Consider the following 14,978-nt stretch of genomic DNA (forward strand, 5'->3'; position numbering starts at 1 on the left):
TTGAGTACTTCCTCGCTACGCAAATCGCCAGCGCTGGAACCGCGCTACTCCGTTGGGCGTAAGGTTGGCGATTGCACATTTGCCGGGAACAATGCAGCCTAGCTTCGAGGCTCGAAAGCTGCCTCCCGGAACGGGGCCATGCAGGCAGGATACGCGGCACAGTTACTGGTGCGGATGTCATGACACGCGCCCAGCTGGCCGGCGTCATCCTGGGTTTGTCGCTGGTGGCGGCGCTTACCATCGTCCGGGCGAGCGACCCGCAGCCGTTGAGACTCGCCCGCGAAGCGACGTTCGACCAATATCAGAGGCTGGCACCTCGCAGTTTCGAGTCGATGCCCGTCCGCGTGGTCGACATCGACGAGGCCTCATTGCAGCAGTTCGGGCAGTGGCCGTGGCCCAGGGATCGCATGGCGGCTCTGGTCGAGAAACTGACGGAGCTTGGTGCGGCAGCCATAGCATTCGACATGCTTTTCGCCGAGCCGGATCGTCTGTCGCCTCGCAGCGTCGTCCGCGATGTGCCGGGCATCGATCCGGCCCTGCTCGACCGCCTGCCCGACAACGACGAAATCTTCGCCCGATCGATCGCCGGCAAGCCAGTTATCCTGGGTTACGGCATCTCCAACGAAGGGAACTATCGGCCGCAAATCAAGGCTGGCATTGCCTTTACGGGCGAGAGCCCGGTCGCTGCTCCTCCCCTTATCAGGGCAGCCACGCCGCTGCGGCCGCAGCTCGAGGCCAATGCAGCCGGCATCGGACATATCAGCCTCAATCCGGGCAGATCGACGGCGGTGGTGAGGGCAGCCCCACTCTTTCTGACTGATGGCGAGCAGCTTTATCCGGATCTTGCCCTCGAAGCCATAAGGGTAGCGCAGGGCGCCTCCACCTACCTCATTGCCGGCGCGCCGGATCGGCAGGGCATAATGACCTCCGTCAAGATCGGCGACTTCGTTATCCCGGTGACCTCGGCCGGCGAACTCTGGCTCTATGTCAGTCCCGACAGGGCCGAACGCTATGTTTCGGCGAAGGACGTGGTTGCACCCGGCAGCGTCTCGTCCGAAACGAGGGCCGCGATCGAAGGCAGCATCGTGTTTGTCGGCACTTCGGCCGCCGGGCTGCAGGACATTCGGGTCACGGCGCTCGGTGAGAACGTGCCGGGCGTCTCGATCCACGCGCAGATCGTTGAACAGGTACTGTCCGGCCACTATCTGTCTCGGCCCGATTGGGCAAACGGGCTGGAAATCGCGTCGATCGCGATGCTGGGCAGCCTTCTGGTGATTCTCACGATTTTCGTAAGCCCCGCGATTGCGCTCGCCTGCGGCCTGGCGATCACGGGCCTGGCGCTCGTCGCATCATGGCTTGCCTTTTCACTTGCGGGACTGCTGTTCGACCCGTTTGCGCCGATCCTCATGGGCACGATCACGCATTTCGCGACAACTTCCTTCCGCTTCCTGGTGACTGATCGGGAGCGGCGCGCGATCCGGCGGGCCTTCGGCCAGTATTTGTCGCCATCGCTTCTCTACCGGATCGAGCACACGCGCGACGCGCTTCGTCTTGGCGGCGACGACCGAGAGCTGACCGTGATGTTTGTCGATGTGCGAAACTTCACCGAGATCAGCGAAAGACTGCCGCCCACCGCCGTCGTGCGGTTTTTGAACACGCTTCTCGATGCTCTCAGCCGCCATGTCACCGCCAATGAAGGCACGCTCGACAAGTTCATCGGCGATTCGATCATGGCCTTTTGGAATGCCCCGGTCGACGTCACCGATCATCCTCGCAAAGCCGCTCGCGCGGCATTGGCCATGCGCGAGACGATTGCCCGCCTCAACGAAAGCGATGCATTCGGATTCGGGGCCGAGCAGACGGTTCGCATCGGTATCGGAATCCATACCGGCGTCGCCTGTGTCGGAAACATGGGCGCGGAGTCGCGTTTCAACTATTCGGCCGTTGGCGACGCGGTGAACATCGCAGCGCGTATCGAGACAGCGTGCAAGACGGTGAGTTTCGATATCCTCGCGTCAGACGACACAGTAAGATCGCTGCAAGGCTGGGCCTTGCTCGACGCGGGATCGCTGGAGCTCAAGGGAAAGAGCTCGAGGACGAGAATCAATGCCGTCGTCGGCGATGAAAATGTTGCGTCGTCGCCGGATTTTGCGGAATTGCGGCTTCTCCACGGCAAGCTCGTCGAGGCGTTGCAATCGCGCTTGCCAGGCAGCCGAAAGATCATCGCGGCGGCCAAAGCCAAAACCGCGGGCCTGCCGGCAGGCTTGCAGGACTTCTATGGCCGGATAGCGCGCAGAACGGATGATTTTGCTGGCAAACGGGCGGGAGCGGCGGTGGAAGTGAATGCCGGCTACGCGGAGCAACAATTCGGCTCCGGTTCCTGACCTGCATTCATACAGGGCGGTCGACCGCTCGACTCGCCGCTGTTCAAGGAAATAATTTCGTCCACCCCGACGTAGAGGCGAGTTAGCCCAGACCGGTTGGCGAAGTCCGATACCGGACGCACCGGGAAAAGGAGCGGCTATCCGCTGCTCTTGCCGTTGCCGTTGCCACCGCCCTTGCCCCCAGGCCCCTTGGATTTTCCGGGATTGCTGGGATCGTGCTTACCCGGATCATTTCCATGGCCGTTGTTGCCGTCACCTATGTTGTCGCCCCGCGATGGCGGCTCCGGGGGGCTCGGCGAATTGGGCGTGCCCGGACTGGGTGGCGCCGGTGAGTTGCGCTGCTGCGGCCGCGCCGTATGCTCCTGCTGAATGGCAGCCGCAAGCCCGCAACTTCCGCCGATTGCGTCAAAGCCTCCGGAGAGCTGCTGGTTGCCGGTCAGAAACGGCAATGCCCGCGAGGTGCCGAGTGTGGTGAGCACAGATCGATTGACCTTGATAACGTCGGTCATCGCGCCTGATGGCGTCGCCACCACACAATCGCAGCGCCGCTTCAGTTCCCTGCATCCGCCGCCGCTGCAGAATCGGGCCGACCCCTTCAGGAGCACGACGGCGGTTTTGCCGTTGGGCGCGATGTGGACATCGAATGCTGTTCCCCGTACGCCTATTGTGCCTGCAGGCGTCACAATCTGGTAGGCGGACGAAGGCGAGCTCCCGCTGATCCAGCGAAACGTACCCTTGGCAGCGCGGATGGTGAGCTTCTTCACCGAATTATCATCGTTGAAGACGTATTTGTCGAGGACGACGGAAGAACCCCACCCCACCGCCAGCTTGGTGCCATCCAGGAACACGAATTGGCCAAGCCCGGTATTGGATGTCCTGATACGTTCGTCCCGATGAACGGGTGCGCTGACCACCAGTGGTCCGGTTGCGCCGGTAACGGCAGTCTTGATCACGACTGCCTTGCCCACTGCTTCGGCGCCTATGGTCGGTGTCGCATTGATGAGAGTCGCGGCAAGCGCAACAATTGCAGCCCACCTCAAGGACGGCATGGCATCCTCCCCGAAACGCTTTTATTAGCACATGCTTGAAAGGCTGTCCCCGCGGAGTCATACCTCAATTTGAGTAGGACATGGCTCTTTCGCTCCGGCGACGCTCGAAGGCACAATCGTCGACGTTAGGTCCTGCGCTCGGGTAGGCCGCGCGGGTTGACCGCTCGCGCATCGGGTCGGAGGTGGGGATACCGCCAATACAATGCTGTTACCGAATTCGTCTGGCTGAGGGACAAGGCGATGTTCTGCGTGGGCGGCGCAAGAGCGCCCGCATCCGGGGGCATCGATTGTGGTTTGTGTCGGCGCGCTGTCTTCGAAGATCTTCAGCCCGTTCTTGGGCGGCTTAGCCGCGTCGGCCACGAGGGAGGAGCGCCATCGCCCTGGCCGCGTTTCTGAAAGCAAGCACTTCGGCCAGCCCGCGATGTGTCTGGGGACAAGTGCATGTATCCGCCGTGATCTATCTACAGCGCACGAGGTCGACAAGGCAAATAGGCTGGGCATCGCATCTAATGTGCATGGCAGCTGAGCAGACGCTGATCAGCATATGAACCCTCTTGGGTAATACAATTTGAAAAAATTGCTCCCTCATGTTCAAAACAGGTCGATAGACCCGCGAGAAATGGGTTCGAATCCTGCGGGGGCCGCGTGGTCCTCAGGCGAGAATTCTAAAAGAGGTTCGACAATGACCCAGCACGTACCAGATGCTCGAATTCTCATGTACAGCCACGACACGTTCGGGCTCGGCCACTTGCAGCGCTGCCGGACGATCGCGCATTCGCTGGTCGAGGATTTCCACGGACTTCAGGTGCTTATCATTTCGGGTGCGCCGATCGCCGGCGCCTTCGACTACCGCGCCCGCGTCGACTTCGTGAAGATCCCGAGCGTCATCAAGTTGCGCAACGGCGAATACACCTCGCTGGAAAAGGATATCGATCTGCATGAGACGCTAAGAATGCGCCAGTCGATCATTCGCCACACAGCCGAGACGTTTCGGCCGGATATCTTCATCGTCGACAAGGAACCGCTCGGGCTGCGCGGTGAGATCGAGGACACGCTGTCCTATCTCAAGACGCGAGGCACCACGCTGGTGCTTGGCCTGCGCGAGGTGATGGATGCGCCGCATCTGCTGGAAGCAGAGTGGGAACGCAGGGATGTGATGCGCAAGATAGGCCTGTTCTACGACAAGGTCTGGGCCTACGGTCCGCCGGATTTTTACGATCCGTTGACCGGCCTGGATGTGCCGCCGGCTATCAGGGCAAAGATGAAGTTCGTCGGTTTCCTGCAACGGAGCCTGCAGAAGAACGAGTTACCCGGCCACCGCCCCGAGGGCGACTATATCCTGGTTACGACCGGTGGCGGCGGCGACGGCGCCGAACTGATCCACAACGTCATCGATGCCTATGAGCAGGATCCGCAATTGCAGCATAGGGCGCTGATCGTGCTTGGGCCCTACATGCCGGCGCGCAAGCGCAACAAATTTCTCAAGAAGGGGTCCAAGATCCCGTATATCAAGATCATCGAATTCGACAACCGCATGGAAGAGCTGATTGCCGGCGCCAAGGCGGTAGTGGCGATGGGCGGTTACAACACCTATTGCGAGATACTCTCTTTCGACAAGCCGGCGCTGATCGTGCCGCGCGTCAAGCCGCGCGAGGAGCAACTGATCCGCGCACGGCGAGCAGCCGAACTCGGTCTCATCAAGATGCTTTCGCCGGAAGAAGCCGAGGATTCCCAGCGGTTTGCCGATACGCTGAAGGTGCTGCCTGATCGGCCCCGCCCATCGCAGAGCAATCCGCACCTGACGCTGGAAGGGCTGCCTCATATTTCCGCAATCGTTGCGGAACTGCTCGAGCGGCGTGCCGGACATCACCTTTCGGTCATTGAAGGCATCAACTGAGTTGCGCAATCGCAAGATCGTCGTGGTTCTGAAGGGTTATCCGCGGCTGTCGGAAACCTTCATCGCGCAGGAACTGCTCGGGTTGGAGCGAGCGGGGTTCGACCTGGTACTCGTCGCGCTAAGGCGGCCGACCGACGCAAAACGCCATCCCGTGCATAACGAGATCAGAGCGCCCGTCCATTATCTGCCGGAATATCTGCATGAAGAACCGCTGCGCGTGGCTCGCTCGCTGTTGGCTTGTCTGCTGCGGCCGGGCTTCTGGCGCGCGCTCGGATCGCTGGCTACCGATATCCCCCGCGACTTTACGCGCAATCGCTTGCGCCGCTTCGGGCAAGCGCTCGTGCTGGCGGCCGAATGGCCGGAAGATGCGGGCTGGCTGCATGCGCATTTCGCGCACACACCGGCATCGGTGACACGCTATGCCAGCCAGCTTCGCGGTCTGCCCTGGAGCTGCTCGGCCCATGCCAAGGACATCTGGACTTCGGCTGACTGGGATCTGGCCGGCAAGCTTTCCTCGGCACGATGGACTGTCACCTGCACGAAAACCGGCTTCGACCGTCTGAAAAAACTCGCTAACGGCAACTCGTCTTTACATCTGAGCTATCATGGGCTCGATCTTGATCGCTTCGGCAGCTTCGGCGAGGCGCGCAAACAGCATGACGGCTCGGCGCCGGACCAACCGGTTATCGTTCTGAGTGTCGGGCGCGCCGTTGAAAAGAAAGGTTACGATACCTTGCTGGAGGCGCTTGCCCTCCTGCCTGGTGATTTGGCGTGGCGTTTCGAGCATATCGGCGGCGGCGAGGAACTAGAACGGCTCAAGGCGCTGGCGCAAAAGCTCGGCCTGGATGGTCGCGTCTCTTGGAAAGGCGCGCTTGCTCAGGAGGAGGTGCTTGAGCACTACCGCCGCGCCGACATCTTCGCCCTAGCCTGCAAGATCACCGCAAATGGCGACCGGGACGGTCTGCCGAATGTTCTGGTTGAGGCGGCCAGCCAGCGGCTTGCCTGCGTCTCGACCGATATTTCCGGCGTGCCGGAGCTTTTATCTCCGGATGAAACCGGTCTGCTGGTCCCGACAGAAAACCCAGTTGCCCTGGCACAGGCGCTGGAGCGCCTTATCCGTGATCCCGTGCTGCGCGCCCGCCTCGGTGACGCCGCAGAGTGGCGCGTGCGCGCCAATTTCGATCATATGACAAGCATTGGGCAGCTCAAGGAACTGTTCGAGCGGGAGTGGCGGGTCGCCGAATGAAGCGACTGCGCGCCTTCTTCTATGTCCAGCACCTCCTCGGTATCGGCCATCTCGCGCGGGCCAGCCGCATTGCGTCGGCTCTGGTCGATGACGGGTTTGACGTAGTCGTGGTGACGGGCGGAGCGCCGATCGCTGGGTTTCCAGGACTGAGTGTAAAATCTGTATCCCTGCCACCTGTCACCTCCGGCGATGAAGGATTTTCCGGACTTGTCGACCTGCAGGGCAAACCCATCGACGACGCTTTCAAGAAATGCCGTTCGGAGATGCTGCTGCAGGCCTATCGGGATTGCGAGCCCGATATCGTCATTGTCGAGGCGTTTCCATTTGGACGCCGGCAGATGCGTTTCGAACTCCTGCCGCTGATCGAGGCCATCGAGGCGACATCGCCCAGACCGCTCCTGGCGACGTCCGTCCGCGATATCCTTCAGGAGCGCGTCAAGCCGGGCCGAAACGAGGAGACGGTCGATCTCATCAACAGGCATTTCGACCTTGTCATGGTCCACGGCGATCCGGCTTTCGCAACCATCGACAGGACATTTCCACTGGCTGGGGCGATCAGGGCCAAGGTTGCCTACACTGGGCTCGTTGCCGCGCCGCCGCCGCCCGCGGCCTCCGAGCGCTTCGACGTTCTGGTGTCGGTTGGCGGCGGGGCTGCCGGAAAGAGCCTCGTCAATGCCACTATCGCAGCGGCGCGGCATGCCAACAGCGCTTGGAAATGGTGTTTGATCACCGGTCCAAACTTGCCGAAAGGCGAATTCGACGCGATCGCACGCGATGCCACGCCCGGCCTGTCCATCTTCCGGTTCCGCGAGGATTTCGCCAGCCTGCTGACCGGCGCCGGCCTGTCAGTCTCCCAGGCGGGGTACAACACGGTGTGCGATGTCCTGCGCGCGGGTTGTCGCTCGCTGCTTGTTCCATTTGCAGCCGGCGCGGAAACCGAACAGACGGTTCGCGCCCTGATGCTCGAAGAACTCGGTCTTGCAACGGTCCTGAAGGAAAGGGACCTAACGCCTGAAGGTTTGGCGCAAGCGATCGAACAGGCGCTTGCAGGACCGAGGCCATCCGCGCATCGTCTCGATCTGGAAGGCGCGCGTCGCTCGGCGCAAATCCTGTGCGAGCGATATCGAACATGGTCCCTGAAAACGGAACTCTAGCTAAGGCGCGTCGCCCCGGTGAGATTCGCGCGATGTCGTTATCCGAGAGCCGCCACGCTCCTTTCGAGCGAAATGCGCTAAACAGTTCCAATCAGCATAAAGCGCGTATAGTTCTTTGTCGGCAGTTCGCCGGAGAACCGCATTTCCCGTAGCGCCGCCATTGCCTCGAAGGCTGCCAGTGAAGCCACGCAGTTGATGTGCGTCGGCTCGCTGAAATAATCGTTCGACTGCAGCAATACATTCGTGCCGCTCGGAAGCAGGGCAAGCCAGGCGCGCAGATCGACTATGTGTTCGCAGCTCGTATTGACCACCAGGTCGGGCTGCGCGGCAGCATAGTCTATCGCGTACATATCTGCCGTCAGTGCCCGGAACCGGTCGCCGGCTTCCCGGTTGAGGGTGCGGGCGACCGGCGCGACTTCGGGATCGATGTCGATGCTATGAATCGCCCCGATGTCGAAGCGAGCGTCGTTGAAAAGCATTGCCGGCAATACGCCGTACCATCCACCCAGAACCCATATGCGCCCGAACCGGCCGCCGCAGCTGTCGAACAGCCTGTCGAGCGCCCACATCTTGCAGGCGACCTGCTTGTGGTTGAAGGCGTTGGCGATATCGGCCTGCGGATGCTTGGCGATGACGCGCGCCAGCCCTGCAACGAGAGGGTGGTTGACATAGGCGGCAATTCCCCGCGTGAGGTCCAAGGCCTGTTCGTGCCCGTCCATGCCCGCATTGCGAGGTTGCGTGACATCCATCATATTCGTCTTGTATGTTGGGATTTCGGGGGACACAACGCAATCTTGCCTCCCGCAAGGCTGGTTGGTTCGCGGACGTTGATCATGCTGCACGCCGCTTCGCCATTGCCCGGTGCCGGAGAGGGGCTGTCGCATCAGTCCGGACCACCGGCGTTCCGCCAGCATCAGCAGCGCAGCTTTGGCGGCTGTTCGCCAAAACCCCACGCAAGCCGTGAATCGTTTGGCCAGCTGCTTTCTTCGCTGATCGGCAATGCCGATGTCGCGGCCATCGACCATGCGCCTGAACTGGATCGCGCCGCCTCGCAGCTTCCTTTCATCGTTGAGGGCAGGACGATCTCCGTGCACTGTGGCTCCGAGCATGTCGTTGGCGACGAAGAAATTTCCGATGCGCCATCAGCCAGCAGGTGCTTCCATGTCCTGCAACCCTCCAATTGAACGGTCCACGGTCGGATGGAACCCAGTCTAGCCCGCTATATCTGGACCCACACCAAGAGGCAGCAGGTCTGGATATTGTTGATCGTCGTGCTTTCGATGATCCCCTATTTCATATCCTTCGACCTGCCGAAGCTGATCGTCAACGGTCCGATCCAAGGTAAGGGTTTCGGCGAACCCGGCGCGACCCAGCCGTTCATGAGGCTACACTATAACCTGCCGTTCATTGGAGAGGTGCAGTTCTTCTCCGGTTTTCAGCTCGACCGCACGGAGACGCTGTTTGCGCTGAGCATTGTTTTCCTTTTGCTAGTCATCATCAACGGCCTGTTCAAACTCTACATCAACACATACAAAGGCCGCCTCGGCGAACGCATGCTGCGGCGTATCCGTTTCGATCTGGTCGATCGCGTGCTGCGGTTTCCACCGATTTACTTCAAACGCGTGAAATCCGCCGAAGTGGCGACCATGGTGAAGGACGAGGTGGAGCCGCTGGGTGGCTTCATCGGCGATGCCTTCCTGCAGCCGGTGCTGCTTGGCGGTCAGGCGCTGACGGCCATGCTGTTCATCATGGTGCAGAACTTCTGGCTCGGAACGATTGCGGTCGTGATCGTGGTGATCCAGATCGTGCTCATCCCGCGCATGCGACGGCGGCTGATCGTGCTCGGGCGCGAACGGCAGTTGACGGCGCGCGCGCTCTCGGGCCGGGTAGGCGAAATCGTCGACGGCATCGGCGCGGTTCACGTCCACGACACATCAAACTACGAGCGCGCCGACATAGCTGCCCGGCTCGGTCTCATCTTCAAGATCCGCTTCGATCTTTACCAATGGAAGTTCATGGTGAAGTTCCTCAACAATTTTCTGGCGCAGCTCACGCCCTTTCTGTTCTACATGATCGGCGGTTATCTGGTCATCAAGGGACGGCTGGACGTCGGTCAGCTGGTGGCCGTGATCAGCGCCTACAAGGATCTGCCCGGACCGATGAAGGAACTGATCGACTGGGATCAGGCTCGCCAGGATGTCCAGGTTAAATACCAGCAGGTCGTTGAACAATTCACCGTCGAGGGTCTCATTGCGCCGAGAATTGGAGCGTTGACGATCGACGCTCCCGGTCCGATGACCAACCCCCTGTCGGCGATCAATCTCTCCATAGCGGACGATGGCGGTGGAATGCTCCTCGACCGGATCTCGCTCCAGGTCAAGCCGGGCGAGACGGTGGCGCTGGTCAGCACCGCAACAGGTGGAGCGGAGGCGCTTGCAGAAGCCTTCGCGCGGCTGAACTGGCCGGACAGCGGAAAGATCGCTTCGGGCGCCGAGGACCTGTTTGAACTTCCCGAAGCGGTGACCGGCCGGCGCATGTCCTACGCCTCGTCGGATGTCTTCCTGTTCCATGCAAGCCTTCGCGATAACCTGCTCTACGGTTTGAAGCATGCGCCGCTGACATCAGTGCCTTATGAGGGTGCTGCGGCAGACCAGCAGCGCTGGAACGTTCACGAGGCGCGGCGGTCGGGCAATTCGGACCTCGATATCCGGAGCGACTGGATCGACTATGCTTCCGCCGGCGCCACCGGCCCGCACGACCTCTTCGAGGCGGTGCGCCGGGTGCTCGACGCGGTTCTTCTGTCGCGCGACATTCTGGATCTTGGCTTGCGTTCCTCGGCTGACCTGACGCGTCACACGGAACTCGCCAGGCGCATCGTCGAACTGCGTGCGGCGCTGCGAACCAGGCTGGAACAGGAAGGGCTGAGCGGACTGGTGGTTCCTTTCGAACCAGGCGCCTATAACAAGGAAGCATCGATCGGCCAAAACCTGCTCTTCGGCGCCGCCGCCGGCCCCGAATTGGCCGACAAGGCTCTAGCGGCCAATCCCTATTTTGCGTCTGTGCTGAGGCAAGCCGGCCTCGACCGCACGCTTTTCGAAATGGGCATGGAGATCGCCGAACAGGCGATCGAGCTGTTTGCCGACCTGCCGCCCGATCATCAGTTCTTCCAGCAGCTCGCCTTCATGGGCGCCGAAGAGATACCCGCCTACGAAACCTTGTTACAACGGCTCAAGAACCGTCCCTACGAGGCAGTTTCGGAGAACGATCGCGCCATGATCGTTACACTGAGCTTTGCCTATATCGAGCCCCGGCACCGCTTCGGCCTGCTGAGCGAGGATCTGATGAGCAAGATCGTCGCTGCACGCAACCGGTTCTATGAAACCCTGCCTTCCGAGCTGCAAAATGCGATCGAACGGTATGATCCTGCCAGATACATTGCCGCGGCCAGCGTCATGGACAATGTCCTGTTCGGGCGTGTGGGCAACAACCATCCCGACGCGCCGGATCGCATCCGCTCCATCGTCTATGACATTCTCGACGAACTGGGGCTTTATGCCGAACTGCTGGATGTTGGCCTGGACTTCAACGTCGGCGCCGGCGGCAGGCGGCTGACCGCTGGACAGCGACAGAAGCTCGATGTTGCCCGGGCCTTGCTCAAGCGTCCCGATTTTCTCATTCTCAACCGGCCGTTGTCGGCGCTGGACCAGCGTGTGCAGGACAAGGTGCTGCGAAACGTGCTCGACGAAGCCAGGTGCGACGGCCATTCGCCGGCAATTGTGTGGGTCGTGACGAATCCGGCAATGGGGATGATGTTCGATCGCGTTATCGTCTTCGACTCGGGTAAATTGGTGGAAGACGGAACGCTCGAGACACTTTTGGCAGGGAAGGGTATCTTCAAGGAACTGCTGTCTTAGACCAAGGGGCATTGAGATGGGATCGTTCTGTCGGTGGGAATTGGTTGCAAGGCCACGGGATACGGCGCCTGGCAAACGCGAATTTTGAGAAGGTTTGCGACAATGCTGCTCAAGGATGAAGTTGGAATGCTGCAACGCGTTCCCTTGTTCTCCGGCATCGAACCGACAAAGCTCAAGCTGCTTGCGTTCACATCCGATCGTGTGAGCTACAGCGCCGGCCAGATCCTTTTCCGGCAGGGCGACGAGGGAGACGCCGCCTATGTCATCCTTTCAGGCAGGGCGGATGTTCTGGTCGATTCCGACAGCGGGCCGATAAAAGTTGCCGAACTGCTGCCAAATTCGATCGTTGGCGAGATCGCCATTTTGTGCAACAGCTCCCGCACTGCCACCGTCAGAGCGGCAAGTCCGCTGGAAGCCTTGAAAATCAGCAAGGATCATTTCCTGAGGCTTATGAAGGAGTTCCCGGAAATGACCATCGAGATATTGCGGGTTCTTGCCGATCGTCTAAGCCATACGACCGCGGACCTGATCGACGCACGAAACGCCTAGCAGCAGTTGTTTGGCCACGACGGGCGAAGGAGCAGCATGGATTTCCTGGTCAGGTTTTGGGGCGTGCGCGGCAGCATTTCGGTATCGGGACCAGAATTCTCTCGCTATGGGGGCAACACGAGCTGCATTGAGATGCGATGCGGCAAGCATATCCTTCTGTTCGACGCCGGCTCTGGCCTAGGGCTTGCCGGCAGGGCGCTTCGGGCCTCGGGCGTGACCGATTTCGAGCTGTTTTTCACCCATTGCCATTACGATCACATCATCGGGCTGCCGGCTTTCAAGCCGATCTATGACCGGAGCGTCAAGGTTAGGCTTTGGTCTGGCCATCTTGCAGGACGCATGACGACCCGTCAGATGGTCGATGAATTCATGCGGCCGCCGTGGTTTCCGGCGAAGCTCGACATCTGCAAGGCAAGCATCGACTGCCGCGATTTCGTATCCGGAGACGTGCTACGGCCGCGCGAAGGAGTGGTGGTCCGAACCGGCAGTCTCAACCATCCGGGAGGCTGCATAGGCTACCGGGTCGAGTGGGGCGGCCATATCGTCGCGGTGATCACAGATACTGAGCACGAGCCGGATAAGCTCGATCAGGCGGTGCTCGACCTGATCGAAGACGCCGACCTCGTCATCTACGATTGCACCTACACCGAGGACGAAATGGAAGATCGCCGTGGCAACGGGCACTCGACGTGGCAGCAGGGCGTCAAACTCTGTGAGGCAGCCGGTGCCCGGGGGCTTGGGCTGTTTCACCACGATCCGACACGCACCGACGAGGAACTGGACGAGATCGAGAAACTGGCCAAAGACAGGTTTGCCGGGGCTTTTGCCGCGCGGGACGGCCAGACGCTCAAATTTCCAGTCTCATTGCACAGAAAGCGCTGAGCTATTTTTCAGTCCCGCCGCTACGCCCGATCAATGTCCTGATCGGAAGCCATGCGCAGGCTTTGGTCTGTGCGGCGACCGTGAACAGCCGTTCGAGAAAAAGCCAGGCCGATTCATCATGTACGAGATGGTGGGTGAGCAGGCCGATCGGTTCGCCACTGTCGAATGCATGCTGCAATTGCGCAATCATGGCCTGAACCAAGCGCCCATGATCGCGACAGCCGCGCGTGCCATGCCAATCCATGATGTCGACATTGCTGTTGATGACCGGCACTGAGGCCGGCTTCGGCGGCCCAAAGACTGACAATGCCGCAAATCCTATCGATCCAAGGTCCGATAGCAAGCCGGGGTCGATTCTGTTCCAGGGTGGGACCAGCATCGGAACGGCACGGGCGCCGTGCAGCCCGGTTAGGCGCGACAGCCCGCGAGCCATATCATCGAGCACCGCCTCGCGTGGCCGATGCGCGCCGAGTTCCTGCCTTTTCTGGTCCTCCGGCGCATAATTTCGGTGCGCCCAGCCATGGATGGCGACCGTGGCGTGCGGCGCCTCGTCAAGCCGGATGACAAGTTTCTCATCTGTCAGCGCCGGAATGACGGCCAGAGTGACCGGAACCGCGAATTCACGGGTGAGGGCGAGCAGCCGATCAAGTGCCGGCGTCGGATCCACAGCGTCATCGTCGCGCAACCAGAACTCCGCCTTACGGTCCGCCCGTTGCCAGCACGCCAGTTCTTCCACCAAGGGCTGCCAGATCTGATCGAATGTCATGCAACCGCGATCTTCGCAAGAAGTTCGGAAAGACGCGCCGCTGCAGTGCCGAGGGAGCGTTCTTCGAGGATGAAACGTCTAGCTTCGCCGGCCATGACGGTTCTTTCGTCGTCACGGACCAGAAGCCTTTCGATGGCAGACGTGAACGCCGCCACATCGCCCGGCGGGGTGAGAAATCCGGTCTGGCCATCCCGCACGACCTCCGGCACGCCGGCGATGTCCTGAGCCACCACCGGAAGGCCGGCGGCCTGTGCTTCAAGATAGGCAAGGCCATAAGCTTCGCCGCAACCCGGCCAGACGTAAATCCCTCCACTGTAAAGGACATCTGGCACGGCGGTTGGCTCGATCGCGCCAAGCCATTCGATCCGGTCGGCGGGAAGGCCGGCGAATTGCGCTTTGACCTCGTCACGGGCAGGCCCGTCCCCGACGACCGACATGGTCCAGGGCAGGTGGCCGATCGGAGCGAGGGCTTGCGCCAGCATGCGATAGCTATCGACCTTGTCGCCCGGTCGCATCATGGCGACGGCAACGAGACGCGTCGGACAACCACGCGCCGGCACTTCCCGGAATACCGATGTGTCGATGAAGGGCGAAAGCATGCCGAAAACGGCGTCTGGAAGAGCGTCTGTCAGTCCCCGGCGATCCCTTTGCGTGAAGCAGATGTTCAGCGCCGCCTGTTCGACGGCTCGCGCCACCAAAGCTTGCATATCGGCCCACAAACCGACGTTGCGTCGCCTCGAATAGGAGGCTTCCGCGGTCACATAGGGGATGGCAAAGGCCGACGCCAGCTCGGGCCCGATCAGGTCGGGCGCCTTGTAATAGGGATGATAGGAGAACCAGAGGTCGGGCTTGCCGTCACGCTCCCAAAGCTCTGTCAGCCGCGCGACTTCCTCTCGGGCCTCGACCTTGAGCGCATCGAAACTTTTCGCCTCCGGTTCGCGTAGATAGAAGCGCAATTCGGATGCCAGTTCGACACGATGCCCTCCATGCTGCAGCGCCTTGATCAACATCCGTGCCATCTGACGGTCGCCAGAGGCAACGGCATGATTGGGCGACTTCAGCGGCGCGTAGAAGGCAATTCGCATCGCCGGACCCTATCATTGGAAAGCCTGCGCAAGTCAATTTCGAAGCATGATC

At 60.8% G+C, this 14,978-nt stretch carries 12 protein-coding genes; 8 read left to right on the forward strand and 4 right to left on the reverse strand.

All coding sequences use genetic code 11. The features are described from left to right. Positions 1 to 179 precede the first annotated feature (179 nt). Positions 180 to 2,384: an adenylate/guanylate cyclase domain-containing protein gene (locus CK220_RS10370; protein ID WP_095811427.1), complete on the forward strand. Its 2,205-nt coding sequence runs from the start codon at positions 180 to 182 to the stop codon at positions 2,382 to 2,384. Positions 2,385 to 2,521: 137 nt separating this feature from the next. On the opposite strand, the gene CK220_RS10375 is transcribed toward CK220_RS10370, so the two are convergent. Further along, on the reverse strand, positions 2,522 to 3,433 hold the full coding sequence (locus CK220_RS10375) for a FecR domain-containing protein (RefSeq protein WP_095811428.1): 912 nt from the start codon (positions 3,431 to 3,433) through the stop codon (positions 2,522 to 2,524). A gap of 682 nt (positions 3,434 to 4,115) precedes the next feature. Between CK220_RS10375 and CK220_RS10380 the strand changes: the two genes are divergently transcribed. The 3 genes from CK220_RS10380 to CK220_RS10390 are packed head-to-tail and all read left to right on the forward strand — an operon-like array spanning position 4,116 to position 7,730. Continuing rightward, positions 4,116 to 5,330 carry a glycosyltransferase family protein gene (locus tag CK220_RS10380; protein ID WP_095811429.1) on the forward strand — a complete coding sequence of 405 codons (1,215 nt, stop codon included), beginning with the start codon at positions 4,116 to 4,118 and terminating at the stop codon, positions 5,328 to 5,330. Position 5,331: 1 nt separating this feature from the next. Continuing rightward, positions 5,332 to 6,576 (forward strand): glycosyltransferase family 4 protein, encoded by a 1,245-nt coding sequence (locus tag CK220_RS10385; protein ID WP_095811430.1) that lies wholly within the window; start codon positions 5,332 to 5,334, stop codon positions 6,574 to 6,576. Beyond that, positions 6,573 to 7,730, forward strand: a complete 1,158-nt coding sequence (locus tag CK220_RS10390) for a glycosyltransferase family protein (RefSeq protein WP_095811431.1) — start codon at positions 6,573 to 6,575, stop codon at positions 7,728 to 7,730. The genes CK220_RS10385 and CK220_RS10390 overlap by 4 nt, the downstream gene beginning before the upstream one ends. A gap of 77 nt (positions 7,731 to 7,807) precedes the next feature. On the opposite strand, the gene CK220_RS10395 is transcribed toward CK220_RS10390, so the two are convergent. Then, complete coding sequence (locus CK220_RS10395) at positions 7,808 to 8,479, reverse strand: class I SAM-dependent methyltransferase (RefSeq protein WP_095811497.1); 672 nt, start codon at positions 8,477 to 8,479, stop codon at positions 7,808 to 7,810. 84 nt (positions 8,480 to 8,563) lie between these two features. Between CK220_RS10395 and CK220_RS10400 the strand changes: the two genes are divergently transcribed. From CK220_RS10400 to CK220_RS10415, 4 genes are all read left to right on the forward strand, one after another. Beyond that, the gene (locus tag CK220_RS10400; protein ID WP_141245107.1) at positions 8,564 to 8,914 is read left to right on the forward strand and encodes a hypothetical protein; all 351 of its coding nucleotides are present in this window, start codon (positions 8,564 to 8,566) and stop codon (positions 8,912 to 8,914) included. Positions 8,915 to 8,929: 15 nt separating this feature from the next. Next, a complete protein-coding gene (locus CK220_RS10405) occupies positions 8,930 to 11,644 on the forward strand; it encodes an ABC transporter ATP-binding protein (protein ID WP_095811433.1) in 2,715 nt (904 codons plus the stop codon). A 102-nt stretch (positions 11,645 to 11,746) separates the two neighbouring features. Then, positions 11,747 to 12,193: a cyclic nucleotide-binding domain-containing protein gene (locus CK220_RS10410; RefSeq protein ID WP_095777238.1), complete on the forward strand. Its 447-nt coding sequence runs from the start codon at positions 11,747 to 11,749 to the stop codon at positions 12,191 to 12,193. A gap of 36 nt (positions 12,194 to 12,229) precedes the next feature. Continuing rightward, positions 12,230 to 13,075, forward strand: coding sequence for an MBL fold metallo-hydrolase (locus CK220_RS10415; protein WP_095811434.1), 846 nt, complete (start codon positions 12,230 to 12,232; stop codon positions 13,073 to 13,075). A gap of 1 nt (position 13,076) precedes the next feature. Here CK220_RS10415 and CK220_RS10420 read toward each other — a convergent pair whose 3' ends face one another. Together CK220_RS10420 and CK220_RS10425 are read right to left on the reverse strand one after the other, a co-directional pair. After that, positions 13,077 to 13,841 carry a polysaccharide deacetylase family protein gene (locus CK220_RS10420; RefSeq protein ID WP_095811435.1) on the reverse strand — a complete coding sequence of 255 codons (765 nt, stop codon included), beginning with the start codon at positions 13,839 to 13,841 and terminating at the stop codon, positions 13,077 to 13,079. Further along, on the reverse strand, positions 13,838 to 14,926 hold the full coding sequence (locus CK220_RS10425) for a glycosyltransferase family 4 protein (RefSeq protein WP_095811436.1): 1,089 nt from the start codon (positions 14,924 to 14,926) through the stop codon (positions 13,838 to 13,840). The genes CK220_RS10420 and CK220_RS10425 overlap by 4 nt, the downstream gene beginning before the upstream one ends. Positions 14,927 to 14,978 lie beyond the last annotated feature (52 nt).

Source organism: Mesorhizobium sp. WSM3860, from assembly GCF_002294995.1.
In the GTDB taxonomy this organism is placed as follows: Bacteria; Pseudomonadota; Alphaproteobacteria; order Rhizobiales; family Rhizobiaceae; genus Mesorhizobium.

What these genes read in the sequence shown, in the direction of transcription:
- CK220_RS10370 (WP_095811427.1), top strand. Translation starts at nt 180, where the DNA reads ATGACACGCGCCCAGCTGGCCGGCGTCATCCTGGGTTTGTCGCTGGTG.
- CK220_RS10375 (WP_095811428.1), bottom strand. Translation starts at nt 3,433, where the DNA reads ATGCCGTCCTTGAGGTGGGCTGCAATTGTTGCGCTTGCCGCGACTCTC.
- CK220_RS10380 (WP_095811429.1), top strand. Translation starts at nt 4,116, where the DNA reads ATGACCCAGCACGTACCAGATGCTCGAATTCTCATGTACAGCCACGAC.
- CK220_RS10390 (WP_095811431.1), top strand. Translation starts at nt 6,573, where the DNA reads ATGAAGCGACTGCGCGCCTTCTTCTATGTCCAGCACCTCCTCGGTATC.
- CK220_RS10395 (WP_095811497.1), bottom strand. Translation starts at nt 8,479, where the DNA reads ATGGATGTCACGCAACCTCGCAATGCGGGCATGGACGGGCACGAACAG.
- CK220_RS10400 (WP_141245107.1), top strand. Translation starts at nt 8,564, where the DNA reads ATGCTGCACGCCGCTTCGCCATTGCCCGGTGCCGGAGAGGGGCTGTCG.
- CK220_RS10405 (WP_095811433.1), top strand. Translation starts at nt 8,930, where the DNA reads ATGGAACCCAGTCTAGCCCGCTATATCTGGACCCACACCAAGAGGCAG.
- CK220_RS10410 (WP_095777238.1), top strand. Translation starts at nt 11,747, where the DNA reads ATGCTGCTCAAGGATGAAGTTGGAATGCTGCAACGCGTTCCCTTGTTC.
- CK220_RS10415 (WP_095811434.1), top strand. Translation starts at nt 12,230, where the DNA reads ATGGATTTCCTGGTCAGGTTTTGGGGCGTGCGCGGCAGCATTTCGGTA.
- CK220_RS10420 (WP_095811435.1), bottom strand. Translation starts at nt 13,841, where the DNA reads ATGACATTCGATCAGATCTGGCAGCCCTTGGTGGAAGAACTGGCGTGC.
- CK220_RS10425 (WP_095811436.1), bottom strand. Translation starts at nt 14,926, where the DNA reads ATGCGAATTGCCTTCTACGCGCCGCTGAAGTCGCCCAATCATGCCGTT.